Origin of the sequence: Tardiphaga robiniae (assembly GCF_001618955.1) — a bacterium.
Taxonomy (GTDB): Bacteria; Pseudomonadota; Alphaproteobacteria; order Rhizobiales; family Xanthobacteraceae; genus Tardiphaga; species Tardiphaga robiniae_A.
On record NZ_LVYV01000001.1, the window covers coordinates 551,901 to 577,000 of the forward strand.

Here is a 25,100-nt window from a genome sequence, read left to right on the forward strand (position 1 = left end):
CGCGTGCGCGAAGACACGCCCGCGCCCCGGAATGACGAGTGTGGGTTTCCTACTTCTTCAGCGACGCGATCGCCTCGAGGACGTTCGGCTTCAGCCCGGCGCCGCCCGCATCCAGATGTTCGAAGATCTTCTTCCGCATGCGCGGATCCCAGAACTTCTTGATGTGCTCGGCAATGCCGGCCACGGCGTGATCGTGGCCCTGGCTGTTGAAGAAGTCGCCGATCTGGTTGGCCATATAGATCAGCCGGTCAGGCGACGTCGATGTGTGGGTGTCCATGCTCTTGCCCTGATGCATCCGCGGTGACGCCGTGCTGACGCACGCGGTGCTGATGTGTGAAAACTTCGAACCCGTCGCTGCGCGCGATCGCGGCCAACGTAATGCCCGCGGCCTCCGCCATGCGGATGGCCAGCGCGGTGGGCGCCGAGACCGACACCATGAGCGGCGCGCCGATGGCAGCCGTCTTCTGCACCATCTCGACGGAGACGCGGCTGGTCAGCAACACCATGCCCTGCCCTGCATCGACCTTGGCCTGCGCCAGCGCGCCGGCCAGCTTGTCGAGCGCATTGTGACGGCCGACATCCTCACGCAACGCGATGATGCTGTCGGCCGGCGTCCAGAACGCCGCGGCGTGCACGGCGCGGGTCTGGATGTTGACCTTCTGCAGCGGCGACAGCGTCTCCATCGCCGCCATGATCTGGTCGAAGGAGAACACGCCGCCGGGCGCGACGATGGCCGCCGGCTTAACGGCTTCCGAGATCGAGTCGATGCCGCACAGACCGCAGCCCGTCGGCCCCGCGATCTGCCGGCGCCGCGCGCTGATGCTCTCGGCCTTCTCGCCTGCGAGCCACATGCGCAGCTCAACGCCATCGTCGAATTCAACGGCCTCGAAACTCTCGATCTCGTCGATCGAGGTGACCACGCCTTCGCTCAGGCTGAAGCCATAGGCGAAGTCGCGATAGTCCTGCGGCGTCCCCATCATGACGGCATAGGTGCCACCATTATAGGTGATCGCCAGCGCGGTCTCTTCCGGCACCGCGCGCAGCCCCTCGCTGACGCCGGACTGGCGCCAGATCTTGCGGGGGACTGAGCGAACCGGCTCGTGCATCTCTGGTTTCCAGACCTACTCCGCCGCTTCCACGACAGGCATGGCGATCCGGCGCGACTGGCGGGCCTGCTCGTCATATTCCTTCTGCCACTCGGACGGACCGTTCGAGGGCGAGATCTGCACCGCCGTCACCTTGTATTCCGGGCAATTGGTGGCCCAGTCCGAGAACTCGGTGGTGATGACGTTGGCCTGCGTGGTCGGGTGATGGAAGGTCGTATAGACCACGCCCGGCGCCATACGCTCGGTGATCAGCGCCCGCAGCGTTGTCTCACCGGCGCGGCTCTGCAGCTTCACCCAGTCGCCGTCGCGGATGCCACGCAGCTCGGCGTCATGCGGATGCAGCTCCAGACGATCCTCTTCATGCCAGACCACATTCTCGGTGCGCCGTGTCTGCGCGCCGACATTGTACTGGCTGAGAATACGGCCGGTGGTGAGCAGCAGCGGGAAGCGCGGCCCGGTACGCTCGTCAGTGGCGATGTATTCGGTGAGCATGAACTTGCCCTTGCCGCGCACGAAGCCGTCCATATGCATGATTGGCGTGCCCAGAGGCTGCTTCTCGTTACACGGCCACTGCACCGAACCAACTTCCTCGAGCTTCGCATAGGAGACGCCGGCGAAAGTCGGCGTCAGCGCCGCGATTTCGTCCATGATCTCCGAGGGGTGATTGTAGGACATCTCATAGCCGAGTGCCTTGGCGAATCCCAAGGTCACTTCCCAGTCCTCAAGACCATTTTTCGGCGACATCACCTTGCGGACGCGCTGGATGCGACGTTCGGCATTGGTGAAAGTGCCGTTCTTCTCCAGGAACGTGGAGCCCGGGAAGAACACATGGGCGTAGTTCGCGGTCTCGTTCAGGAACAGGTCGTGGACGATGACACATTCCATCGCTGACAGCGCGGCAACCACATGCTTGGTATTGGGATCGGACTGCAGGATGTCCTCGCCCTGCACGTACAGGCCCATGAAGGTGCCTTCCGTGGCAGCATCGAACATGTTGGGAATGCGCAGGCCCGGCTCACTGTTGAGCTTGACGTTCCACATCGCTTCGAACTGCTCGCGCACCGCATCGCCCGAGATGTGGCGATAGCCCGGCAACTCGTGCGGGAACGAGCCCATGTCGCAGGAGCCCTGCACGTTGTTCTGGCCGCGCAGCGGATTCACGCCGACGCCGGGACGGCCGATATTGCCGGTCGCCATCGCGAGGTTCGCGATCGCGATTACGGTGGTCGAACCCTGGCTGTGCTCGGTGACGCCGAGACCGTAATAGATCGCACCGTTGCCACCGGTGGCAAACAAACGGGCAGCGGCGCGCAGCTCCTTCGGATCGACGCCGGTCATGATGGCGGTGGCTTCCGGACTGTGGTTCGGCTGCGCGACGAAGGCCGCCCAGTCCTCGAACTCGCTCCAGTCACAGCGCTCGCGGATAAAGGTCTCGTCGGCGAGGCCTTCGGTGACGATGACATGGGCCAGCGCGGTGAGCACGGCGACATTGGTGCCGGGCATTAGGGGCAGATGGTGCTGTGCCTCGATATGGGCCGAGCGCACGATATCGGTTTGGCGCGGATCGACCACGATCAGCTTGGCGCCGGCGCGCAAACGCTTCTTCAGGCGCGACGCAAACACCGGATGGCCATCGGTCGGGTTCGCACCAATGATCATCACGACGTCGGTGTCTTCCACCGAGTCGAAATCCTGCGTGCCGGCCGAGGTGCCGAAGGTTGAGGACAGGCCGTAGCCGGTCGGCGAATGGCAAACGCGCGCGCAGGTATCGACGTTGTTGTTGCCGAAGCCGGCGCGGATCAGCTTCTGCACCACGAATACTTCTTCATTGGTGCAGCGCGACGAGGTGATGCCGCCGATGGAGTCCTTGCCGTGTTTGGCCTGGATGCCCTTGAACTTCTTGGCCGCGAAATTGAAGGCCTCATCCCATGACACTTCCTGCCATGGATCGGTGATCTTCTCGCGGATCATCGGATTGAGGATGCGCTCCTTGTGGTTCGCATAGCCCCAGGCGAAACGGCCCTTGACGCAGGAATGGCCGCGATTGGCCTTGCCGTCCTTGTACGGCACCATGCGCACCAGTTCTTCACCTCGCATTTCCGCCTTGAAGGTACAGCCGACGCCGCAATAGGCACAGGTGGTCACAGCGGAGTGCTCAGGCTGGCCGATCTCGATCACGGCCTTCTCGGTCAGCGTCGCGGTCGGACAGGCCTGCACGCAGGCGCCGCAGGAGACGCATTCCGAACCCAGGAAGCTCTCGCTCATGCCTGGCGAGACGCGGCTCTCGAATCCGCGGCCGGAAATCGTCAGCGCGAAAGTGCCCTGTACTTCTTCGCAGGCGCGGACGCAGCGCGAGCAAACGATGCACTTGGAGGGGTCATATGTGAAGTACGGATTGGATTCATCCTTCGCCATCCAGTGATCGTTTTCGCAGGCTTCCGGCGAATTGTGGGTGTGTTTCGGGCCAGACTTGGCGAACACATGGTTCTCGCCGTCATAGCCGTAGCGCACGTCGCGCAGGCCGACGGCACCGGCCATATCCTGCAATTCGCAATCACCATTGGCGGCGCAGGTGAGACAGTCGAGCGGATGGTCGGAGATATAGAGCTCCATCACGCCCTTACGCAGCGCCGCGAGCCGCGCATTCTGGGTATGAACCACGAGGCCTTCCATGGCCGGCGTGGTGCAGGAGGCCGGCGTGCCGGCGCGGCCTTCGATCTCGACGAGACAGAGGCGGCAGGAGCCGAAGGCATCCACCATGTCGGTGGCGCAGAGTTTCGGAATCTGCGTGCCCATCTCCATGGCGGCGCGCATGATTGAGGTGCCCTCGGGCACCGAGACGCTCTGCCCGTCGATGGTCAGCGTGACCATCTTTTCGGACTTCGAGCGTGGCGTACCAAAATCGATTTCGTGAACGAGCGACATGTGTAGCTCCTTTACTCTGCGGCCTGAAGGCGCGTGGGCACCGGGCCGAAATCATCAGGGAAATGTTTCAATGCGCTCATCACCGGATACGGCGTGAAGCCGCCCAGCGCGCAGAGCGAGCCGAACTTCATGGTGTTGCTGAGGTCCTGCAGCACGGCGATGTTCTCGGCGACGCGTTCACCGCGGCGAATCTTGTCGATGGTCTCGACGCCGCGGGTGGAGCCGATGCGGCATGGCGTGCATTTGCCGCAGGATTCGATGGCACAGAATTCCATCGCAAAGCGCGCCTGCTTCGACATGTCGACGGTGTCGTCGAACACCACGATGCCGCCATGGCCGATCAGGCCGTCGCGCTTGGCAAAAGCCTCGTAGTCGAATGGCGTGTCGAACAATTCGCGCGGGAAGTAGGCCCCGAGCGGACCGCCGACCTGCACCGCGCGGACCGGCTTGCCGGTGAAGGTGCCGCCGCCGATATCATCAATCAGCTCACCCAGCGTGATGCCGAAAGCGACTTCGAAGAGGCCGCCGAACTTGATGTTACCCGCGAGTTGGATCGGCATCGTGCCACGCGAGCGGCCCATACCGTAATCCGCATAGGCCTTGGCGCCGTTGTCGAGGATGAACGGGATCGCCGCAAACGAGAGGACGTTGTTGATGACCGTCGGCTTGCCGAACAGGCCTTTATGCGCCGGCAGCGGCGGCTTGGCGCGGACGATGCCGCGACGGCCTTCGAGCGACTCCAGCAGTGAGGTCTCCTCGCCGCAGACATAGGCGCCGGCGCCGACGCGGACTTCGAGATCGAATGCGTGCGCCGAGCCGCGAATCTTGTCGCCGAGGTAACCGGCGCGCTTGGCGGCAGCGATACCCTCATTCATCGCCTCGACGGCATGCGGATATTCCGAACGGATATAGATGTAGCCCTTGGTGGCGCCCACCGCGATGCCGGCAATGGTCATGCCTTCGATCACCACGAAGGGATCGCCTTCCATGATCATGCGGTCGGCGAAGGTGCCGCTGTCGCCCTCGTCCGCATTGCAGACGATGAATTTGCGATCGGCTTTGGTATCGGCAACGGTCTTCCACTTGATGCCGGTCGGGAAGCCGGCGCCGCCGCGGCCACGCAGGCCGGATGTGGTGACGTCGGCAATGATGCCGGCGCTATCCAGCGTCAGCGCGCGCGCGAGGCCCCTGTAGCCATCATGCGCGATGTAATCCTCGACCGACCGGGGATCGACGACGCCGCAGCGCACAAAGGTCAGACGCGTCTGCTTCTTGAGCCACGGAATCTCCTCCGCGACACCAAGACGCAGCGCGTGAGAGCCGTTTGCGACCATCGCATCGAGCACCGACGCAACGTCTTTCTCTTCGACCGGCCCGAAGGCGACACGGCCTTCCGGCGTCGCGACTTCGATCATCGGCTCCAGCCACAGCAATCCGCGCGAACCGGGGCGAATGATCTCGATTGCGAGCTTGCGCGTCGCGGCCTGGGCCTCGAAGGCAGAGACAAGTTCATCGGCGCCGACCGATACCGCAGCCGCGTCACGCGGGATGTAGATCTTGAGAGTCTTGTCAGACGATGTCATCGCTGTGCCTCCGCGACCAGCGCATCGATGCGCTTCTCATCGAGGCGGCCAACCAGACGACCATCGAGCATCGCCGATGGCGCCGTGGCGCAGAGCCCGAGGCAATAGATCGGCTCCAATGTAACGCGCTGATCCGCCGTCGTGTTTCCAAACTTTACACCCAATTTCGCTTCCGCGCGCGCCGCAAGTGCATCGCCGCCAGCCGCCTGGCAAGCCTCAGCGCGGCAGATCTTCAGCACATGCTTGCCGGCCGGCTCGTGGCGGAAGTCGTGATAGAAAGTGAACACGCCATGGACCTCGGCGCGCGACAGGTTGCGCGCCAGCGCGATCATCGGGATCGCCGGCTCCGGCACATAACCGAAGGCTTCCTGCATCGCATGCAGGATCACGATCACGCCGCCTTCCACATGGGACAGGCTCTCGATGATCTCGGTGCCTCGGTCGGCACTCCAAGACTCATAAGCATTGGGCTCGTAGGCTGCGTTCATCCCGGTACTCGATTGATCTTATGACTGGAAACCAATCAAAATTGGAATCGATCCAAAGATCAATAAAGCTGTCTCATGCTGCGATACGGAAACGGTATCGACACCCGGCGAAATCGATGAATTTGAAATGGTTAGCTTGGTTGCAACGCAGCAATTGCAGCGCCCGAAACGAAGATCTTACGCCTCCAGCGACGGCGCCACCTCCCGGGCGATCTGCACCAGAGTCGCCACCAGCGGGGTCATGGGATCGCGCTGGGGCACCACGAGGCCGACGCCATAATTCACCACAGGATCAACGATCGGGATCATGCGCACCGAGTCATTGGCGGTCAGACCCAGCGTCTCCGCCAGCTTGGCCGGCATCACGCTGGCCCAGCGGCCGGTCTTCACATGGGTATAGAGCACGATAATCGAGTTCGACGTCAGCATCGGCATCGCCTCGGCGCCGACCGACTTCAGGGCACGATCGATGATGCGTCGATTCTGCATGTCGGGGGTCAGCAAGCACAGCGGCACCTGGCCGACTTCGGACCAGGTGACACTCTTGCGATCGCCGAACATGCTGTCCGGCGAGGTCAGCAGCCGGTAGCTTTCTTTATAAAGCGGGATCGAACGCACTTTGCCGAGCGGTTCGTTCTCGATGTAGGTCAGGCCCGCATCGACTTCGAGATTTTCAAGCAGGCCGAGCACAGCCGTGGAGGTGCAGGACACGATGCGAAACCGCACATCGGGATGCCGCGCGCGAAACGGTGTCGTCAGCGAGGCGACCATGCCGAGCACCGTGGGAATTGCGGCGATGCGGATCTCGCCGGACAGACTGTCCTTGAGGCCGTTGATTTCCTGCTTCATCGCGCGAGCATCGCCGACGATGCGGCGTGCCCAGTCGAGGGCGCGTTCGCCTTCCGGCGTAAACCCCTGGAAGCGCGAGCCGCGCTGCACCAACATCACGCCGAGCATGTCCTCGAGCTGCTTGAGGCTGGTGGACATGGTGGGCTGCGTCACGCCGCAGGCTTCCGCGGCGCGGCCGAAATGCCGTTCCTTCGCCAGCGACAACAGCAGTTCAAGTTTTTCGATCAAGGGACGTCCCGCTCCGACCACATCATTTTTGCCGAGGTGCGGCGCGACGATCGCGTGTGTGGCCTTCGGTGCCCGCCCTCGGGGCAAAGCATATGGTGCGAAGCCGCTTTGCCGCAACCATCGCAGCAGGGCGAGCAGAGATCAGCCCCGGCCAAGCTTCCCGCTTCAAGATATAATCTGGTTGGGGTCTTTGGGGCGGTCTGCTTCGTCGCGGGGTCCAAGGCCCCGGCGACGACAGCAAACGGCAAGTACGATCAGCAAGAAGGCTGATCCGAGATCAACCCAGGCGGCTGATCTGCTCTTCGGTCACGACACGCTCGATGTTCTCGGACTTGCTCTTGATCCGGTAACGCGGGCGACCATCGGCTTCGATCGGAAGGCGAGATGTGATGGTGTAGATGCTGCGTTCCTTGATGGTGGAACGGCCCTGCGGCCCCTGCAGCTGGTGGTGAACGTCCTCATTAATTGCGTAGTTATGCGCCATTATTCATACTCTCCACGATGAGCGGCTTTTAGCCACAACTTGCTCAAAAAGCAAGAAATCTCTAGCAATTTCGGTCAGATAGCTCGTCAGTCCTGATATGCAACGATGGGCGACAGGTCATAATTTGGATGTCTCTGCGACAGATCCCATCTCATGCTGCCGATCCGGTCAGCAGCAATTCTGTCGTTTTCAGAGGGGGTTGGACTGATTCAAGGGCGTGCCGCCATGACACAGTTCCCGCGCCCTGGCCGCGTTAGCAATAATCGTGGAATACCAGCCGGGCCACTCGAATTGACCCAAAAAAGCCGAAAAACCACCGGCAGGGCATTGCCGGTGGTTTCGGAGATTTACAGCAGAGTGCGCGAGTCTCCTCGAAGACTTAGGGCCGTCAAAAAATTTGCCGGCTGCGCACGAAAATATTACATGAGCCAGAATGTTGAGCGCAATACCTGATTTGCTCAATCAAATATATTATTGGCCGCTATCGTGAGCGGAAAACATGATGTGGCCCGGCGCCAGCCCTGCCCGGGCCCGCTCGGCCATCTTGCGAAATGCCGTTTCGATATCACGCGCCAGACGCCGGGTGTCAAAGGTCGGCATCTTCAGACGATTGGCCAATAACTTCTCCCGGATCGACGACAACCGCTCGGGATTTTCCGCCAGTTCGATCGCCATGCACTCATAGTCGTCTCGCTTCGCCGTAATCAGCTCCGGCACACCCAGATTCTGCAGAAGACTCGCGGCGACGCGCCCTGCAAAGGTTTCTCCACGACACGTCAGCAACGGCAATCCAGCCCATAATGCGTCGCTCGCTGTGGTATGCGCGTTGTACGGCAACGTATCGAGAAACAGATCCGCACAACGATGTCGCGCCAGGTGCTCGGCCGGCGACATGCGCGCGGCAAAGACCAGACGCGCGGGGTCGATGCCCCGCAATTCCGCTTCGCGGCGCAGATTCGCCACAGCCGCAGCGCTGTCCTCCAGCAGCCAGAGAACGCTACCGTCAACGGCTGAGAGAATCCGCGTCCAGCTATCGAAGACATCGGGCGTGATCTTGTAGGCACTGTTGAAACAACAGAACACGAAGCCCTGCGCAGGCAAACCGACCTCGGCACGCGTGAATGCACGCGTCGATATCTCCCGGCGATCGTCATTGGCCTGATAGCAATTCGGCAGCCAGGCCACTTTCTCGCTATAGAATTGCCGGTGCTGGGGCGGCAGGACGTGCTGATCGGCGAGGATGTAATCCATGAAACCCGCGCCGAGCGTACCGGGAAAGCCGAGATAATTGACCTGGACCGGCGCGGCCCTGCGCGCGAATACGCCGGTGCGCTGCTCGCCGAAATAGCCGTTGAGATTGACGAGGATGTCGATGCGCTGCGCACGAATGGCGTTCACCGCCTGCGGATCGCTCAGTGTGGAGATATCGACGATCCCATCCACGGCGCCAGCGATGCGTCGCCTGATGTCGCTGCCGTCGTCATACCCGTTGTCGATGGCGAAAATCTCGAACGCGCTTTTGTCGTGCTGCTCCAGCACACCGACCAGCAGCAGCGAGGTCGCCTGCTGTCGAAATTCACCCGAGAGATAGCCGACGCGAATTTTTGCATTCGGCCCGGTCGGGGACGCACGCAGCGGTGGAGCTTGCATGGGAAAACGCGAGGCGTTGGTCAGCTCGGCGCAGCGCTGCAGACTGCGTTCCGAGATCGCAACGCCTTGCCAGCCGAACGGCTCGGCGGCCAGTTTGCCGGCTATGAGATCAGCCTCGATCTCGGCAATCAGCGCATTCGCGTCATGCCAGTCGCAGATCAGCATCTTCTGATGCAGCAGATTGCCTTTCAGCAGCGGCATGTCTGGATTGAGCTGACGCGCGCGGCCATAGGCCTCCACCGCTTCAGCCGGCATCCGCATCTGGCCAAAGACGTAGCCGCGGCCAAACCACGCTTCTGCCAGATCGGGCTGCAAGGCGAGCGCCGACTCGCAAGCCGCGAGGGCCTCGTCATAGCGCTTCAACTCCGCCAGCGACTTGCTCTTGTTGAAGAAGGCTGCGGCATAGCGCGGCTGGAGCGCCAGCGCGCGATCGAAATCAGCCAGCGCAGCCGGGTAGTCGCGCAGATCGTTCAGAACCGTGCCACGGTTATTCAGCGTTTCGGCATTGCCGGGATTGAGCGCCAACGCTTCGGCGAAGCGCTGCAGCGCCTCATCTGGCCGGTTCAGCGCCTTCAGCACCAGACCGTAATTGTAGAACGTAGCATCCGATGTTGCATTGATGCGCAGGGCGGCTTTCAGATGCGGTTCGGCCTCCGCATGGCGCTTCAGCGCGACCAGCACGATGGCGAGAATATTCAGCGCCGGGAAATGCTTCGGATCCTTGCGCAAGAACTTGCTGAACCCGCGCTCGGCCTCCTGGAGGCGGCCCTGCTGGAAGGCGGCGAATGCGCTTTGAAACAGTTCAGCTGGAGACGCCATGATCCTGCGGAGTTCGGGCTTTGCGGCTTGCGTGGCCGGGGCCACGCCGCCCGGTATAGACGCCCGCCTCTGCGGCGTCGAGAACGCCGACACGCCCTGATGGAAACGATTCCACACAAGCAAAAACCCCCGGCAGTTTCCTGCCGGGGGTCTTTGTTTCAAAGACTGGTCGTCGTGAGACGATCAGAATTAGAAGGAGCGCAGGATCTGCACCGAACCGTTGTAGAGGTTCTGGTCGGCCGTGTTGAGAACGGTACCGGCTGGCTTGCCCGACATGCTCGTCACGGTGTAGGTGCCGTTCAGGTTCTGATCCAGACGGCTGTAGGTGAACTGAGCCGACAGGGTCAGGTTCTGAACCGGTGTCCAAGCGGTACGGGTGCCGATCTGGGCGAGACCCAGGTCGAAGTTACCCGTGCCAGCGAACACACCTGCACGAGAAGCTGCAGCTGCCGACGAGTTGGTACCCGGGCCACCGGTGGTCAGGCCCTGGAAGGCGGCCATCATCAGGTCGTTGCCGGAGCCGTACGAGATATGGCTGTAGTTGCCGAACAGCGACGTACGCCAAGCCGGGTTCCAGTAATGCTCGTAGAAAGCGCTAACTTCCCAAGCGGAACTCTGGATGATCTGACCGCCGGTGGTGTACACGCCGTCCAGAACATAGCCGAAGCCGAGGGTGTTGCCATCAACCTTGGCGTAACGGCCACCACCCGAGGTGTCGGTCGTGCCACCGAAGACGTACTTGGCAGCGCCCTTGCCGTACGACGCTTCGATCTTCAAGCTGTCGCCTGCGCCGGTGGGCAGGTTCTTGAACTCGACCGCGCCGCTCACAGCGAAGCCATACTTGTCGTCAGCATGGCCGGTTGCTTCGTTCGCGCCGTAGAAGCCCGGGGTTGCAGCGTGCATCGCAGCAGCGAAGTGCAGGGTTCCCCAAGCCTGATCGAGGCGGATATTGCCGACGATGTCAGGAATGTGGTTGCCGCCGTAGGAGTTACCCAGGAAGGTGTTCGAGCTCGTGCCGTAGAAGGCACCCGTGAACGAGGCCGCGCCGGGACCAACGATGAAGGAGTTGGTGTTCCAGAGACCGGCGTTGCGGTAGGCCGATGCGTTTTCGATCGAGATCGTGCCCGACACGCCGTTACCGAATGAAGCGGTGTAAGCGAGCTGCGGGATACCGGTCGCGTTGTTCGAACCAGCGTTGAAGCCCGACGAGATGTACGGCTTGGCGAGCGCCCACTGGGGATCGAACTGGGAGACGGCCTTACCGAAGGTGAAGCCGGCGAACTGGATGAAGGCGTAGTCGACTTCGGTGTAACCGCCAGCGATCGATTCACGATCCTGGAGGAAGTCGAACTGAATGTTCGCGTAGGTACGAACCACGCCGTATTCGGTCGCGGTGCGGGTGTCCGTCGTCAAGTTGACGCGTTCACGGGTCGAGAAATAGTTCTTGGTCCAGAGATTGTTGCCACCGGCACCACCCTGCCAGAACGGCACGTCGTAGGTGCTGCCGTTGAACGCAACGTCCAAACGGATCGCGCCGCCGATCTTGATGCAGGTATCGGTGCCCGGGATGTAGTAGAAGCCTGCGCCGTAGAGCGAGCAGATCTTCACGTATTCCACTGCCTTGGCCTTCACCGGAAGATCGGCTGCCTGAGCTCCGCCGATGGCGATCAGACCCGCCGCCGAGCCGAGGATAAGGCTCTTAATCATCGTCATGTTAAACCTCCAAGTTGTCCAAAAGGGAAGGTTCCGGATCTGCCAGGCGCGTGCGCCCGAAGATTTAGTCCCCCAAGTCCCCAAACTAACCGCTCAAGTACTTCGCGCTTTCGGAAACACCCGCATAACGCGAGGCACTCAAGCGAACTACTTCAACGGGACGACTGAGGGTTTCCCCATCGCCGGAACTGAGAATGCCTGCGCAATTCTTAGAAGCAAAATACTTTATGAACTCAGGTAACTTTATCGCGATGCAGTGTGGTTTCCCGGCAACACACGAAATCGTGGTTTGCGCGTCACAATTCACTGATACAATTATAGAATTCTGAGAAGTGTGGGACAATGGAATGGCCGGCGGGGCGACAGCGACTATGCGTGGGGGATCTGCGGGCTGGAACGAAAATGAGCTTTCTATTTGGGTGACCGGCCAGAATCAGGAGATCATCCGACAGTTCATCTGGGACATCGCGTCGATCAACGTTCATCTTGAGGGAATCCGCCAGTTCTGGGCCAAGGAGCTCGGCATCAGCGGGCCGCAATGGATGATCCTGATGGCCGTCAGCGACCTCGATCGTGGCAACGGCGTGCCGGTCAAGGATGTGTCCGCCATGCTCCACGTCGACCCCTCCTTCGTCACCACCCAATCCAAGATGCTCGAGAAGAATGGCTTCATGCGGCGCGTCGCGTCCCGCGAGGATGCCCGCGTCGTGCTGATGTCGCTGTCCGACAAGGCCAGCAAGAAGATCTCCGCGCTATCGACCCGCAGGGAGTCGCTCGGGGATTTCATTCTCAGCGATTTCGACGAGCAGGCCTTGAAGGAGATCGCGCAGCACATGTCCCAGCTCAAGAATCGCCTCGAAAAGGCGACACTGATGCTGGAAGTCGAGAGCTGAAGAAAGCCTGACTAACTTAAAGAGATCCTGCCGAAGACGTCGTCAGGGCGGCCGAGCACTGCCCCAAGCGTGACCTCTACTTCGTCCTTGAGTCCAGACGATCGACAATCCAGTCAAAAATGAACTCGTTGCCCACTGTCGGAATATCGATCTGGGCGGGCGGGGCCACCGTTTCCGACGCGCGGAAGATCTTCAGTTCGATGTCGAGGCCGTTTTGTTTCATGACGCGGCAACATTCCGTGACGTGATCGACATCGAGCCAGTCGCGCTCGCCCATCGCAACCAGGACCGGGCATTTGATATTGGCGGCAACGCTGCTGCTGTTGAAGCCCTCGATTTCACTCGGACAGCCCAGACCAGCCCGGCCTGAAATGCGGCTGGCAATAAATGCGCGCTCGTGGAGCTCCCAGATTCCGGCATCGCAAACAGCTGCTGCAAAGCGGTCGTCGAGATTGGCCCCGCGCGTCGCAAAGGCAGCTCCCAGGCCGTCTCCGAAGATCGCAATTCGCTCTTGATCAATATCGCTGCGGTCGGCCAGGAAATCGACCCAGCCGCTGATCGCCGTTTCGACCTCATACCGACAAGGCGACCCGATCATCTCCTGGCTGTAGGATTGACCGGGCAAATCGACGAGCAACAGCGAGAGACCGCGGTCCAGCGCGTAGCTGGGCACCCTGTGCAGATGCTCTTCCTTGTAGTGGCCCTGCCCGACGACGCAGAGAACGACCGGCAGCGGCCGCGTCGCGCGCGGCGCAGGAACGAAGTATCCCTGCAACACACCGTCCCGCCACGGGATCTCGACGACCTCGCCGGCAGGCGTTGCATGCTGCACGTAAAGTCGGGCGCAATCCTGCATCAAGGCAATGGCGGCGCCCTGCCGCGGATCGCTGCAAGCGAGCATGACCTGAGCGGTGCGATAGTAGTTGGCCGCGCGCAGCCAGTTGCTCAGCGCCGTCGGGATGCGGCCGCTGGTCAGCGCCTCCGCGGCGCGGTCACGGTTGGTATCAGCCGCGCTATGCCATTCGCGATACCAGCTCTCGTCATCGCGCGGATTGATGCGCTCCGCCGCCAGGAAACATTCCGAAACGGTACTTCCGCCTTCCTGGGCCGCGCGCAGCACGCGCAGGAACTGCAGCGAAAAGTCTTCATGGCCAGGCCATTGCTGCCAGCCACGTGCTTGCGACGACGGGATGGCCCTGCCGAAATCGATAATGGTCACATCCCTGGCCCTTGACGGAGATCACTTGGAAGATCGACGAGAAGCATGGGTCTTGCGCCCATTTTTGTACTGGCCAAACACACTCGGGAGTCTGACTTTTCAGCAGTATTATCCGCGCTTTACGAGGGGGCAAGCATGATTATTATACCGCAACTGCACCAATTGAATGCTGCAGCGCCAACGAATTCTGCATCCAGGCCCGATGCCGCGTAACTCTCGCGACGGCTTGTTACTTCGGGACGATGGCCTGTGCGTCGACCCAGATTTGCGCATCGCTTTCGCGCGCCGGATAGCGTCGCAAACCCCTGCTCGGCCAGCCCGGCGACATACTGCCGTCTGCCAGATCGAACCAGGCGAGATGACGCGGACAGTGCAGCCGGCGATCAGCGACGCGGCCAAGACTGAGATCGGCCTGCTCATGTGGACAGGCGCGCTCGCAGGCGTAGATCGTCTCACCATCCTGCACGATGAGAACACCGAGGCCAGCAACGTTGACGCAAACGATCGTCTGTTCGGTCAGGCGCTCGCGCGAACAGACCGCGATCCAACGGGAGGGATCTCCGTCATCCGCCAAGATAGGCCCGTCGGACATGCTCGTTCTCGATCAGCTCCGCGCCGGCGCCCGACAGCACGACACGGCCGGACTCCAGCAGATAGGCATGATCGCACATCTCGAGCGCGGCGAAGGCATTCTGCTCAACGAGCAAAACAGTCGTGCCGGCATCGCGGATCGCGCGAATGATCGCAAAGGTGCGCTCGACGATGTTGGGCGCGAGACCAAGCGACGGTTCATCGAACATCACCAGGCGCGGCCGCGACATCAGCGCGCGACCGATCGCCAGCATCTGCTGCTCGCCGCCGGACAACGTCCCTGCCGCCTGCTTGCGGCGTTCGGCGAGGCGCGGGAATTCGCCATAGATGCGGTCGCGGTCCACCGCGACTTCGGATGTGTCGGAGCGCAGATAGGCGCCCATGTCGAGATTTTCGGCGACTGTCATGTGCGGAAATACACGACGCCCTTCCGGGCAATGCGCGATACCCTTCGTGAGCACCCGCTGCGCGCCGATGCCGGTGATATCTTCACCGTCGAAATGCAGGCTGCCGGAGCGCGACGGCACGAGGCCCGAGATCGCGCGCAACGTCGTGCTCTTGCCGGCGCCGTTAGCGCCGATCAGCGCCACGAGCTGGCCAGCCTTGACCGAGAGCGAAATGCCCTTGAGGGCCGAGATCTGGCCATAGGCGCAGACCATGTCACGTATCTCAAGCATGGACCGCGACCTCCTTGACCACATCCTTCGCGCCCTGACCGAGATAGGCTTCAATCACTGCGGGATTCTTGCGGATTTCATCGGGCGGTCCCTCAGCGATGATGCGGCCGTAATTCAGCACGACGATGCGATCCGACACGCTCATCACCATCGGCATGTCGTGCTCGACCAAGAGGATCGTGACGCCACGATCCCGGATATTGCGGATCAGCTGCACGAAAGTATGCGTCTCCGACGCGTTCATGCCGGACACAGGCTCGTCCAGCAGCAGCATCTTCGGCTGCGCGGCGAGCGCCAGCGCGACACCGACGAGACGCTGCTCGCCATAGGAGAGTGAGCCGGCGAGATCGTTGGCGCGCGCCTCGAGTCCGATCCAGCGCACCAGCTCGGCGGCACGTGCACGCTGCGCCTTCTCCGACGCGCGGGCACGCGGCAAGCCGAGAATCGCCTCGGCGAGGCCGAGCTTGCCTTTAAGCTCGCCTTGGCGATGCAGGCCGATCAGGACGTTGTCGTAGACGGTGTCGTTAGGAAACACGCTGGTGCGCTGAAAGGTGCGGATCAGGCCGAGATCCGCGATTTCATGCGGTTTCTTGCCCTTGAGGTCCGCGCCGCAATAGTTCACCGCGCCCTTGGCGGGCGTGAGGAAGCCGGTCATGACGTTGAAAGCCGTGGTCTTGCCGGCGCCGTTCGGCCCAATCAGGCTGACGATCTCGCCTTTGTTGACATGGAAGTTCATGTCCGAGATCGCGACGAGGCCGCCGAAATGGACCGCGACATGTTCAATGCTGAGTACTGTCTCGGCCATCACGCGTGCTCCTCGGCGGTGCGTTCGGAGACGGCGACGGACGCCCGTCTGGTTCCGCCGGCCCGGGCCAAACCGAGTTTCGCGGCAAGCGACGGCACGATGCCGCGCGGCATGACGAACAGGATGACGATCAGCACCACGCCATAGGTGATCCACTGTGCCTCCGGCGGCATGATCGGCCGCAGGAACACGGGCAGCAGGCCAAAGATGACGCCGCCGACGACAGGCCCGGCCAGCGATCCCTTGCCGCCTGACACCACCATGATCACCATGGTGACCGTCGAGATGAAAGCGAATACGTCGGGATCGATGATGCGGATGTAATGCGCGTAAAGGCTTCCCGCCGCGCCGGCGATACCGGCAGAGATCACCGCGGCCAAGGTCAGCGTCTTGGTGACATCGATGCCAACGGCAACCGCGAGCGTCTCGTTCTCCATCAGCCCGCGCATGGCGCGGCCGTAGTGGGAGTGAACGAGACGCGAGATCAGGAAGTACGAAATCGCGGCGACGGCGAGCACAAGATAATAATTGTGAAACTTGGTCTTCAGCACGAGATAACCAAGCCCCGGCAGACCTATGGTGATGGACGGAATATTGGTCAGCGCCAGCGGGCCTTGCGTCAGTTCGACCCAGTTCAGGGCGACCAGTCGCACCACTTCAGCGAATGAGATCGTGACAATGACGAAATAGGCGCCGCGCACGCTGAAGGACAGGCGTCCAACCAGATAGCCGCAGAAGCCCGAGATGACGATCGCCAGAAGGAAGCCTGCAATCGGCGGCCACGGCACGTGAACGATATGGAAATCACCGTAGATCGGCACATCGAATCCCAGCGATGTCAGCGCGCTGACATAGGCGCCGATGCCGAAGAAGGCGATGTGACCGAGGCTGAGTTGCCCGGTGAAACCGAGGAGCAGATTCAGGCTCATGGCGCCGATAATGAAGATGCCGGTGGTGATCAGCGCATTGAGCAGATACGGATCCGTCAGCCACATCGGCACAGAGGCAAAGAAGGCGAGACAGAGGAGCGTGACGATCTGTTTCATCCGACGCGCTCCGCCCGTGCGAACAGCCCGGTGGGTTTGAAGATCAGCACCATGATGATGATCAGGAAGCCCATGGCATCGCGATAGCCCGATGACACGTAGCCGGCACCGAGTTCTTCCGCCAATGCGAGAATGAAACCGCCGATCACAGCGCCGGTGATATTGCCGAGGCCGCCGAGAATGACGATAGCGAAGGCCTTCACCGCAGCGAGATCGCCCATCTGCGGGAACACGACATAGACCGGACCGAGCAAGGCACCGGCGGCGGCGGCAAGGCTCGATCCGATGGCAAAGGTGGAGGTGTAGATCAGGCTGACATTGACGCCCATCAGCGCCGCAGTGTCGGAATCCTGGAAGGTCGCGCGCATCGCCTTGCCGAGCTTGGTCAGGTTGATCAGCGAATAAGCCAGCACGATCAGCAGCGCGGCCGCAAATAGCACGAACAGGCGCAGCCACGACACGGACACCGGCCCGATCACCAGCGGTGCGTCGGGAAACGGATTATCGATCGACTTGGCGACACCGCCCCAGATCCACAGCGCGCCGGACTGCATCGCAATCCATGCACCGATCATCACCAGCATGGTGGTGTCGATATCAGCACCGCGCAGCGGTCGGAGCAAGGTAATTTCGATGAGAGCACCCAGCAGCCAGCCGGCGACGATCGCCACCGGCAGCGCGAGAAAGAAGTTCAGGCCGAGCTGATGCACGACAATGAACATCATATAGGCACCGAACGTGTAGAGAATGCCGTGGGTGAAGTTCACCACGTTCATGATGCCGAAGATCAGCGTCAGCCCGATGCCGAGCAGGGCATAGGTGCCGCCGAGCACAAGCATATTGACGAGGTGTTGGAGAAGCTGGTCCACGATCTATCCTTCTTGGTCATTCCGGGATTCGTGCGGGCGGCGCTTGCCGACCGTGACGAAGACCCGGAATCCCGCAGTGTTCATCCATGTCGAGGTTCCGGGTTCGCCCGCAGCTTGTGCTGCGGACGTCCCGGAACGACGAGTTTCGGATCAGAGATCCTTCATCACGATCTTGCCGCCAGAGATCTCGACCAGATAGACGTTCGGGAAGCTCTGGCCACTCTCCTGACCTGTAGGACCCGACTTCTTGAAGATGATGTCGCCGTTCAGTCCCTTGACGTCGATCTTCCAGAGCGCGTCCTTGATCGCTGCGGGCTCGGCCTTGCCAGCCTTCTCGATGGCTGCCGCGATGGTGCGGATACCGTCATAGCCGCGGAAGCTCTCGGTGCAGCCGGCGAAATCGAAGCCGCGCTTCTTCCACTCGTTGATGAAATAGGTGGTGGCTTCCGGGTTCGGCGTCTTTTCCGGCATCCAAGGCAAGAAGGTGGTCAGATGCATGGTGTCGTTGGCAGCGGCACCGGCCTGCGCGATGATCTGGTCGGGATTCTGCGAACCACCCGTGGTGATAATCCGCTTCTTCAGGCCGAGCGCTGCCGCCTGCTTGAAGATCAGCGTGAGCTGGTCGACCGCCGCCGTGATGATCACGGTCTCGGAGTCGGTTGCCTTGATCTTGGCGAGCTGCGCGCTCATGTCCTGCGCTGACTGGTCCATGGTCTCGACCAGACCGATGGTGATGCCTTTTTCCTTCATCATCTTGCTGAAGTCCTCGGCAGTACCGCGGCCCCAGTCATTGTTGATGACAAGGAAGTCCACTTTCTTCAGCGCCAGCTTGTCGACGATGTTCTTGAACGCCGCGGCCTCGACAAAGGACGGCGGCGAGATGCGGAACACGTAAGGATTGCCCGAGGTGGTGATCTTGCCGGCCGACGAGGTCTCGACGACCATCGCGGTTTCGTATTCGACCAGCTTCGGCATCACGGCAAGCGTGAGACTCGAGCCCCAAGCGCCGAGCATGACGGGTACCTTGTCGCGGGTGATCAGCTTCTCGGCGACGGCAGCGGCTTCCGTCGGATTGCTCTTGTTATCTTCGATGACGAGCTCGATCTTCTTGCCGAGCAGGCCGCCCTTGGCGTTGATTTCGTCGGCTGCGATCTTGGCGCCATTGACGACATAGGTACCCGAGGCGGCGAAGGCGCCGGTTAGCGGCTCATTGACGCCGATCTTGATGGTTTGCGCAGTGGCGGCGCTGCTCAGGAAAGCAATGGCCAGGGCGGTCGCCGAGGCGGCTTTGATGGTCCGTATCATATGGTCCTCCGGTGTTACGCTGATGAAGCTTGCGCAGTCCAACCCCGCCGTTCGCATGTCCAAGCGAACGTCGATCTCTCACGCTGATCCTCCGCGCCCGGTGAGGCGGCGAACGACATGCATCGCGCGCTCACGCAGGAGACCGAGGATTAACGAAACACCATTCAGATCGGCTGCCGCTGACGGCGCCGATCTCACATCGCCCGACAGGCGGCGATCGAGATTGCCTGCGAATTCCGCGACCAGCCGCGCCGCGAGATCGCGCACCAGCCCGCTGCGACCGACCTGCGCCAGCACGCCGGTGAGGCTGTAGCCGATGGTGAGTTCGACCCGCGTCGCTGCGCCTTTATCAAGCGGCACCAACCGGTAACGGATTTCGCCCTGGGTCGTGGAGCGGCTACGCTGGTCGTTACCAACGCCGAGAATACGCCCCGAAAGATTGGCTTCGTCGCGCTCGACGCGAGCCGCACCGTTGAAGTTCGCGGAGATGGGACCGATCTTGACGCGGATCGCGCCTTCGACGCGTTCGGGCTTTGGTGTACCGACCAGCGTGGCGCCGGGCAGGCACGAGGCGACGGCCGCGATGTCGTCGAACAGCGCGAACACTTTCGCGGATGGATGCGCGACGGTGAATTGCTGCTCAAGCGTCGTTGATGGCGTGAAGTCGGGGATGTCGAGCGGTGCGACAGCTTCCGACGGGGCATGCACAACAGGCTTTGCCACTGCAAGCTTTTGCGAACTGACGCAGGTCGCATGGCCCGACCCCGCCGGCCCCAGCACCTTGCGGCCGCCATCCGGTTCCGGCGCAATATCGCGCGCACGGCGTTCGGAGATCACCGACTGCACGGCGCGGACGATGCCCACATAGCCGGTGCACCGGCACAGATTGCCTGACATCCCGATGCGGATCTGCTGCTCGTCGGCATCCGGCAAGCGCTTCACCAGATCGCGCGCCGAGACCAGCATGCCCGGCGTGCAGTAACCGCACTGCAAGGCGTGCTCGCGCGTGAAGGCCGCCCGCAATTCGTCGGCGATCTCGTCGTCATCGAGCCCCTCGATGGTGGTGACGTCGGCGCCGTCGCAGGCCACCGCATAGGTGATGCAGGACCGCGTCGGCACGCCATCGACGAGGATCGTGCAGGCGCCGCAGACGCCATGTTCGCAGCCGAGATGCGTGCCGGTGAGATCGAGCATGTCGCGCATCAGGTCGGCGAGACTCGTGCGCGGCTCGATGTCCTTCTTCACAGCGCGGGTGTTGACGGTGAGTTCGACCGAATTCATGCCGCCGCCTCCGCAACAGCGCGGCGTAGAATGGTGACGTGAATATGCCGGTCGGCGGCATCGCTCATGCCGGCCTTCGCCAGCAGACTATCGGCGACGCGCGCGTCAAAGCGGGTCTTGAAATCACCGGCTATCCGGCCGCCGAACAGTTCTTCGGCATTCTCAACGATGATCGGCGCGGCCTCGACCGCGCCGATGACGACACGCGCGCGGCCAGCTTCGGGATCGATCAGCACGGCGCCGATGGCATGGGCAAATTCGCCCGTTTTGCGACAGCTCTTCACATATCCCCAACGCGCAGAGGCCGACATCACCGGCACACGCACGGCCTCCAGCATCTCGCCGGGCTGCAGCATGCTTTCGAGCGCACCGAGCATGAAGTCCTTCATCGCTATCAGCCGCACACCCTTGGCGCTACGCAGCGACAGCGTTGCGCCGAGTGCCGCAAACGTCGAGACCCAATCGGCCGAGGGATCGGCATGGCTGAGGGAGCCGCCGACGGTGCCGCGGTTGCGTACCGCGCGATAGGCGATGGCGCTGGCCACACGCTGCATGGCGCCGCGGGTGACGTCGGGAACACGGCCATCCTCGATATCGGCATGGGTCACACATGCACCGATCACCAGCTCGTTGCCGGCGACTTCCACATGCTTCAGCTCGGCAAGCCCGGTGATATCGACGATGGTGTCAGGTGCGACGAGGCGCAGGTTCAACATCGGCCCCAGCGACTGGCCGCCGGCCATGATCTTGACCACACCGTCACTGCTGGCCATTGCGGCCAGAGCTGAGGCGATATCGCGCGGGCGTTCATAGGCGAAGGGTGCCGGCTTCATGCGGCCGGCCTTTCTGCGTCGCGCGCGGCGAGGATGCCTTGCAGCACGCGGCGCGGCGTGATCGGCGACTGCAGCATCTCGACGCCGAGACTGCGCAGTGCATCGTTGACCGCATTGCCGATCGCCGCCGGCGGCGCAATCGCCCCGCCCTCGCCGATGCCCTTGACACCAAACTTGGTGTAAGGCGACGGCGTTTCCATGTGATCGAGCCACGGCGCCGGCACTTCGGTCGGACCCGGCAGCAGATAATCAGCAAGCGTCGTATTCAGCGGCTGGCCGGCACGATCGAACGGCATTTCCTCATAGAGCGCCGTGCCGATGCCCTGCGCGAGGCCGCCATAGATCTGGCCGTCGACGATCATCGGATTGACCAGCACACCGCCGTCCTCGACGATGACATAATCGAGAATTTCCACATCGCCCAAATCAGGATCGACGGCGACAGTTACTGCATGCGCGGCATAGCTGAAGGTGCCGCTGTCGCGCTGCGGCTTGTAGCCGGAAGTCGCTTCCAGCCCACCCGGGTCGACATCGCCCGGCAGATCCTGCGGGCGGCGGTACCAGGTGTGCGCGATTTCCTTCAGCGTGACGCTGCCATTGGGGCCGCGAATTTCGCCGTCCACCAGCACCACGCTGGCTTCATCGACCTGCAGCAGCTTGGCCCCGATCTTCTTGGCGCGTTCGCCGAGTTCGTGACAGGCGGTCGCCACCGCGCCACCGGCCATCACCATGCAGCGCGAGCCCCAGGTTCCGGTCGAATACGGCGTCATCGCCGTATCGCCATGCACAACGCGAACTTTTGCGACATCGACGCCAAGCATTTCGAACGCGACCTGCGACAGCGTCGTCTCAAGGCCCTGCCCGTGCGAGTGCACGCCGACTTTCAGCTCAAGCCCACCATCAGGCGTCAATCGCGCCGTGGCCTGTTCATGTCCGGGCACCATGGGAATGCCCCAGCCGGAATAGACAGAGGTGCCGTGCGCAGCTTGCTCGCAATAGATCGACAGGCCGACACCGATCAGACGGCCGTCCTTCTCGCCCTTGCGCTGACGCGCGCGAATGCCGTCGATATCAATCTGCGCGACCGCACGACGTAGTGCTTCGGGATAATCGCCGCTGTCGAAATGCTTCTTGGTGATGTTGTCGAACGGCATCTGCTCCGGCCGCACCAGATTGCGCAGACGAACGACGCCGGGCTCAAGCCCTGCCTCAGCCGCAACGAGATCGAGCATCAGCTCCAGCGCAAAACACACGCCCGTACGCGCGACGCCGCGATAGGGGAGGATTGGACATTTGTTGGTCGCCACCGAATAGGTCCGGCAGCGATAGGCCGGCATCTGATAGGGCCCGGGCAGGATGCTGACCACCTGCGCCGCCTCGAGGCAGGCGGAGAACGGGTAAGACGAGTAAGCGCCAGAATCGACGGTGGCTTCGCAATCGATGCCGCGCAACGTGCCGTCGTGATCGGCATAGACGGTGATCTTGTAGTGATGCTCGCGGCAATTCGCAGCCGCAACCAGATGCTCGCGACGATCCTCGATCCAGCGCACCGGGAAGCCACGCTTCATGGTCAGCCATGACAGGCAGACTTCTTCGGGCAGCAGGATGCCCTTGTGACCAAAGCCACCGCCGACATCCGGCGAAACGATTCTGATCTGTCCTTGATCCATCTCAAGGCAATCAGACAGACCGTTGCGCACAATGTGCGGCATCTGACTGCCCGTATAGAGCGTGAGCTGATCGAGACGATGATCGAACGTGGCGATGACACCCCGACCTTCGAGCGGCGACATGCATTGCCGCGCGGTCGAGATTTCGCGCGTCACCTTGATCGGTGCGTCGAGAGCGCTGGAGATATCGAGCTCGAAGAAGCTTTCGAGAAAGACATTGTCGCCCCAGTGCTCATGCACCAGCGGCGAGCCGGGCTCGCGCGCTTTCAACATGTCGTAGACGGCGGGCAATTCTTCGAGATCGAGCGTAACGGAGGCCGCGATATCCTCGGCCTCCGCACGCGTCGGCGCGACACACATGGCAACGAGTTCGCCGACCTGACGAATTTTATCGGTCGCCAGGATCGGCTGGTCGGACGGCTTGAAGCCGGCCAATCCCGTGATCGCACGAATCGGCTTGATGCCGACCAGATCGGCCGACGTGAACACCACGTCGCGATAGCGCTCGGGAATATGGATCGCGCGGATTCGCGCATGTGCCAGCGGACTGCGAACGAATGCGACGTCCTGCAATCCGGCCAGCCTGATATCGCCGACGAATTGCCCGCGCCCGCGCATGAGGCGATCGTCTTCCTTGCGCGGCACGCGCGCGCCGACGCCCTGCTTTGAAGCAGGCGCGGCAGAAGACAGATCGCGCTCATTGCGCATCGACGAACCCCCAGCGTCTTTCACGAATGTGCGTGGAACCTCAGGCCGCAACGGCCTGAGGCAGGATCGGCGCGATCGGATCGAAGCGGGTGCCGGCACGCAGGCAGAAGGCCGGCTGCAGCAGGCCGTTCGAAATCACCTCGGTATTCTCGTTGTCGCGCAGGATGTAGCGGCCGGGCTTCTCGACCAGCACCGAGACATCGGCATCCATGCCGACTTTCAGCGAACCGATCTTGTCCGACATGCCTATCATCTTGGCCGGGTTCGACGTCACCATCGGCACCACCTGCTCCAGCGTCAGGCCGAGCGAAATCATCGAGCTCATCGCCTGCACCAGGCTGAACTTGGCCTGGCCCTTGAACGGATGGTTCTCGTCGTCCTCGTGTTCATCCGGCGTGCCGGCAGGCGCGGGCACCTCGGTGTTATAGCCATGAATATCGGCGCCGAGCGTGTTCGGCACGATACCGGCCGCAATCGCCTTCTTGGCGAGGCGATAGGAGAAGTGGCTGCCATGACCCACGTCGATCTTGAGGCCGCGATCGATCGCCGCCTGGATCACTGGATGCACCTCGCCTTCGCGATTGACGAAGCCGCCGGGATGCCGCGTGAACGGATGCGCCAGCACGTCGCCTTCCTTCAGCAGCGGAATCACGCGCTCCAGAATCGTATCGACGTCCTCGCCATTGGTACCTGACTCCGGCAGCCCCCAAAGCTGACCGAAATGCACATAGACTGGCAGCTCGGCGCGCTTGCCTATTTCTGCCGCCATTTCCAGCACGCGAATGCCCCAGCGCGCGAAGCCGCCGATTTCAGCATGGGCCTTGATGCCGCGCACCAGATCGCGATTGGCGATCGCCGACTTCACGGTGGCGTCGATGTCGACGCCGTCCGGGCTGTAGAGGTTGGGATAGAAGTGACCTTCGAGACCGCCGACCAGATAGGCCGACAGAAACGCGTAGACCCTCGATTTCGCTGGCTCGGCGATGAAGTGGCGGAAGCCCGGCAGTGTCATGCAGGACGGACCGCCCTGATCGATCAGGGTGGTGACACCGGACTGCACGCCGACCATGTCGGGCTGCATGCCGAAACGACCACTGACATACTGAAAGACATGCGCATGAGTATCGATCATGCCCGGCAGCACCAGCTTGCCGGTGACATCGACGACGTCCTTCGCGCTGGTCGGCAGAATATCGGACTGCACAGCCGCGATCTTGCCATTGCGGATGGCGACATCCTTGATGCCGTCGATGCCGGCTGCGGGATCGATAACGCGACCACCGCGCAGCAGCAGGTCGAATGAGGCAGTAACAGACATGGCGATCTCCTTACGCTCTGGCGGAATTTAGAGGCCCACC

21 protein-coding genes are annotated in these 25,100 nt (G+C 62.0%); 1 reads left to right on the forward strand and 20 read right to left on the reverse strand.

Features of this window, described 5'->3' with window-relative positions; translation table 11 throughout:
* Window positions 1-49 precede the first annotated feature (49 nt).
* The 9 genes from A4A58_RS02630 to A4A58_RS02670 all read right to left on the reverse strand — a co-directional run bounded on the left by A4A58_RS02630 (window position 50) and on the right by A4A58_RS02670 (window position 11,845).
* Complete coding sequence (locus tag A4A58_RS02630; protein WP_068729526.1) at window positions 50-277, reverse strand: formate dehydrogenase subunit delta; 228 nt, start codon at window positions 275-277, stop codon at window positions 50-52.
* Window positions 249-1,106, reverse strand: coding sequence for a formate dehydrogenase accessory sulfurtransferase FdhD (gene fdhD / locus A4A58_RS02635; protein ID WP_068729528.1), 858 nt, complete (start codon window positions 1,104-1,106; stop codon window positions 249-251). Before fdhD ends, A4A58_RS02630 begins: the two co-directional genes overlap by 29 nt.
* A gap of 15 nt (window positions 1,107-1,121) precedes the next feature.
* Complete coding sequence (gene fdhF / locus A4A58_RS02640) at window positions 1,122-4,031, reverse strand: formate dehydrogenase subunit alpha (RefSeq protein ID WP_068729530.1); 2,910 nt, start codon at window positions 4,029-4,031, stop codon at window positions 1,122-1,124.
* Window positions 4,032-4,042: 11 nt separating this feature from the next.
* Window positions 4,043-5,614 (reverse strand): formate dehydrogenase beta subunit, encoded by a 1,572-nt coding sequence (locus A4A58_RS02645; protein WP_068729532.1) that lies wholly within the window; start codon window positions 5,612-5,614, stop codon window positions 4,043-4,045.
* A complete protein-coding gene (locus A4A58_RS02650; RefSeq protein WP_068729534.1) occupies window positions 5,611-6,102 on the reverse strand; it encodes a formate dehydrogenase subunit gamma in 492 nt (163 codons plus the stop codon). Before A4A58_RS02650 ends, A4A58_RS02645 begins: the two co-directional genes overlap by 4 nt.
* Before the next feature lie 177 nt (window positions 6,103-6,279).
* Window positions 6,280-7,179 carry a LysR family transcriptional regulator gene (locus A4A58_RS02655; protein WP_068729536.1) on the reverse strand — a complete coding sequence of 300 codons (900 nt, stop codon included), beginning with the start codon at window positions 7,177-7,179 and terminating at the stop codon, window positions 6,280-6,282.
* 277 nt (window positions 7,180-7,456) lie between these two features.
* The gene (locus A4A58_RS02660) at window positions 7,457-7,663 is read right to left on the reverse strand and encodes a hypothetical protein (RefSeq protein WP_068729538.1); all 207 of its coding nucleotides are present in this window, start codon (window positions 7,661-7,663) and stop codon (window positions 7,457-7,459) included.
* Window positions 7,664-8,134: 471 nt separating this feature from the next.
* On the reverse strand, window positions 8,135-10,132 hold the full coding sequence (locus tag A4A58_RS02665; RefSeq protein WP_068729540.1) for a tetratricopeptide repeat protein: 1,998 nt from the start codon (window positions 10,130-10,132) through the stop codon (window positions 8,135-8,137).
* Between the two features lie 189 nt (window positions 10,133-10,321).
* On the reverse strand, window positions 10,322-11,845 hold the full coding sequence (locus A4A58_RS02670) for a porin (protein ID WP_068729543.1): 1,524 nt from the start codon (window positions 11,843-11,845) through the stop codon (window positions 10,322-10,324).
* A gap of 419 nt (window positions 11,846-12,264) precedes the next feature.
* Between A4A58_RS02670 and A4A58_RS02675 the strand changes: the two genes are divergently transcribed.
* Window positions 12,265-12,738: a MarR family winged helix-turn-helix transcriptional regulator gene (locus A4A58_RS02675; protein ID WP_244499635.1), complete on the forward strand. Its 474-nt coding sequence runs from the start codon at window positions 12,265-12,267 to the stop codon at window positions 12,736-12,738.
* A 76-nt stretch (window positions 12,739-12,814) separates the two neighbouring features.
* Here A4A58_RS02675 and A4A58_RS02680 read toward each other — a convergent pair whose 3' ends face one another.
* The 11 genes from A4A58_RS02680 to A4A58_RS02730 all read right to left on the reverse strand — a co-directional run bounded on the left by A4A58_RS02680 (window position 12,815) and on the right by A4A58_RS02730 (window position 25,060).
* Window positions 12,815-13,957 carry an alpha/beta hydrolase family protein gene (locus A4A58_RS02680; RefSeq protein ID WP_244499636.1) on the reverse strand — a complete coding sequence of 381 codons (1,143 nt, stop codon included), beginning with the start codon at window positions 13,955-13,957 and terminating at the stop codon, window positions 12,815-12,817.
* Window positions 13,958-14,186: 229 nt separating this feature from the next.
* Window positions 14,187-14,549, reverse strand: a complete 363-nt coding sequence (locus tag A4A58_RS02685; protein ID WP_081421668.1) for a Rieske (2Fe-2S) protein — start codon at window positions 14,547-14,549, stop codon at window positions 14,187-14,189.
* On the reverse strand, window positions 14,521-15,225 hold the full coding sequence (locus A4A58_RS02690; protein ID WP_068729545.1) for an ABC transporter ATP-binding protein: 705 nt from the start codon (window positions 15,223-15,225) through the stop codon (window positions 14,521-14,523). The genes A4A58_RS02685 and A4A58_RS02690 overlap by 29 nt, the downstream gene beginning before the upstream one ends.
* Complete coding sequence (locus tag A4A58_RS02695) at window positions 15,218-16,030, reverse strand: ABC transporter ATP-binding protein (protein WP_068729546.1); 813 nt, start codon at window positions 16,028-16,030, stop codon at window positions 15,218-15,220. Before A4A58_RS02695 ends, A4A58_RS02690 begins: the two co-directional genes overlap by 8 nt.
* Window positions 16,030-17,076: a branched-chain amino acid ABC transporter permease gene (locus A4A58_RS02700; protein ID WP_068729548.1), complete on the reverse strand. Its 1,047-nt coding sequence runs from the start codon at window positions 17,074-17,076 to the stop codon at window positions 16,030-16,032. The genes A4A58_RS02695 and A4A58_RS02700 overlap by 1 nt, the downstream gene beginning before the upstream one ends.
* Window positions 17,073-17,945 carry a branched-chain amino acid ABC transporter permease gene (locus tag A4A58_RS02705; protein WP_068729550.1) on the reverse strand — a complete coding sequence of 291 codons (873 nt, stop codon included), beginning with the start codon at window positions 17,943-17,945 and terminating at the stop codon, window positions 17,073-17,075. Before A4A58_RS02705 ends, A4A58_RS02700 begins: the two co-directional genes overlap by 4 nt.
* Before the next feature lie 150 nt (window positions 17,946-18,095).
* Window positions 18,096-19,250: an ABC transporter substrate-binding protein gene (locus tag A4A58_RS02710; RefSeq protein WP_068729552.1), complete on the reverse strand. Its 1,155-nt coding sequence runs from the start codon at window positions 19,248-19,250 to the stop codon at window positions 18,096-18,098.
* Window positions 19,251-19,328: 78 nt separating this feature from the next.
* The gene (locus A4A58_RS02715; RefSeq protein WP_068729553.1) at window positions 19,329-20,531 is read right to left on the reverse strand and encodes a xanthine dehydrogenase family Fe-S subunit; all 1,203 of its coding nucleotides are present in this window, start codon (window positions 20,529-20,531) and stop codon (window positions 19,329-19,331) included.
* On the reverse strand, window positions 20,528-21,364 hold the full coding sequence (locus A4A58_RS02720) for an FAD binding domain-containing protein (RefSeq protein WP_068729556.1): 837 nt from the start codon (window positions 21,362-21,364) through the stop codon (window positions 20,528-20,530). Before A4A58_RS02720 ends, A4A58_RS02715 begins: the two co-directional genes overlap by 4 nt.
* Window positions 21,361-23,742 carry a xanthine dehydrogenase family protein molybdopterin-binding subunit gene (locus tag A4A58_RS02725; RefSeq protein WP_192855878.1) on the reverse strand — a complete coding sequence of 794 codons (2,382 nt, stop codon included), beginning with the start codon at window positions 23,740-23,742 and terminating at the stop codon, window positions 21,361-21,363. Before A4A58_RS02725 ends, A4A58_RS02720 begins: the two co-directional genes overlap by 4 nt.
* A 40-nt stretch (window positions 23,743-23,782) precedes the next feature.
* Entirely contained in the window at window positions 23,783-25,060 is a 1,278-nt protein-coding gene (locus A4A58_RS02730) for an amidohydrolase/deacetylase family metallohydrolase (protein WP_068729560.1), read from the reverse strand.
* Window positions 25,061-25,100 lie beyond the last annotated feature (40 nt).

What these genes read in the sequence shown, in the direction of transcription:
- A4A58_RS02725 (WP_192855878.1), bottom strand. Translation starts at nt 23,742, where the DNA reads ATGCGCAATGAGCGCGATCTGTCTTCTGCCGCGCCTGCTTCAAAGCAG.
- A4A58_RS02690 (WP_068729545.1), bottom strand. Translation starts at nt 15,225, where the DNA reads ATGCTTGAGATACGTGACATGGTCTGCGCCTATGGCCAGATCTCGGCC.
- fdhF (WP_068729530.1), bottom strand. Translation starts at nt 4,031, where the DNA reads ATGTCGCTCGTTCACGAAATCGATTTTGGTACGCCACGCTCGAAGTCC.
- A4A58_RS02730 (WP_068729560.1), bottom strand. Translation starts at nt 25,060, where the DNA reads ATGTCTGTTACTGCCTCATTCGACCTGCTGCTGCGCGGTGGTCGCGTT.
- A4A58_RS02660 (WP_068729538.1), bottom strand. Translation starts at nt 7,663, where the DNA reads ATGGCGCATAACTACGCAATTAATGAGGACGTTCACCACCAGCTGCAG.
- A4A58_RS02630 (WP_068729526.1), bottom strand. Translation starts at nt 277, where the DNA reads ATGGACACCCACACATCGACGTCGCCTGACCGGCTGATCTATATGGCC.
- A4A58_RS02700 (WP_068729548.1), bottom strand. Translation starts at nt 17,076, where the DNA reads ATGAAACAGATCGTCACGCTCCTCTGTCTCGCCTTCTTTGCCTCTGTG.
- A4A58_RS02710 (WP_068729552.1), bottom strand. Translation starts at nt 19,250, where the DNA reads ATGATACGGACCATCAAAGCCGCCTCGGCGACCGCCCTGGCCATTGCT.
- A4A58_RS02665 (WP_068729540.1), bottom strand. Translation starts at nt 10,132, where the DNA reads ATGGCGTCTCCAGCTGAACTGTTTCAAAGCGCATTCGCCGCCTTCCAG.
- A4A58_RS02670 (WP_068729543.1), bottom strand. Translation starts at nt 11,845, where the DNA reads ATGACGATGATTAAGAGCCTTATCCTCGGCTCGGCGGCGGGTCTGATC.
- A4A58_RS02650 (WP_068729534.1), bottom strand. Translation starts at nt 6,102, where the DNA reads ATGAACGCAGCCTACGAGCCCAATGCTTATGAGTCTTGGAGTGCCGAC.
- A4A58_RS02695 (WP_068729546.1), bottom strand. Translation starts at nt 16,030, where the DNA reads ATGGCCGAGACAGTACTCAGCATTGAACATGTCGCGGTCCATTTCGGC.
- A4A58_RS02645 (WP_068729532.1), bottom strand. Translation starts at nt 5,614, where the DNA reads ATGACATCGTCTGACAAGACTCTCAAGATCTACATCCCGCGTGACGCG.
- fdhD (WP_068729528.1), bottom strand. Translation starts at nt 1,106, where the DNA reads ATGCACGAGCCGGTTCGCTCAGTCCCCCGCAAGATCTGGCGCCAGTCC.
- A4A58_RS02720 (WP_068729556.1), bottom strand. Translation starts at nt 21,364, where the DNA reads ATGAAGCCGGCACCCTTCGCCTATGAACGCCCGCGCGATATCGCCTCA.
- A4A58_RS02715 (WP_068729553.1), bottom strand. Translation starts at nt 20,531, where the DNA reads ATGAATTCGGTCGAACTCACCGTCAACACCCGCGCTGTGAAGAAGGAC.
- A4A58_RS02685 (WP_081421668.1), bottom strand. Translation starts at nt 14,549, where the DNA reads ATGTCCGACGGGCCTATCTTGGCGGATGACGGAGATCCCTCCCGTTGG.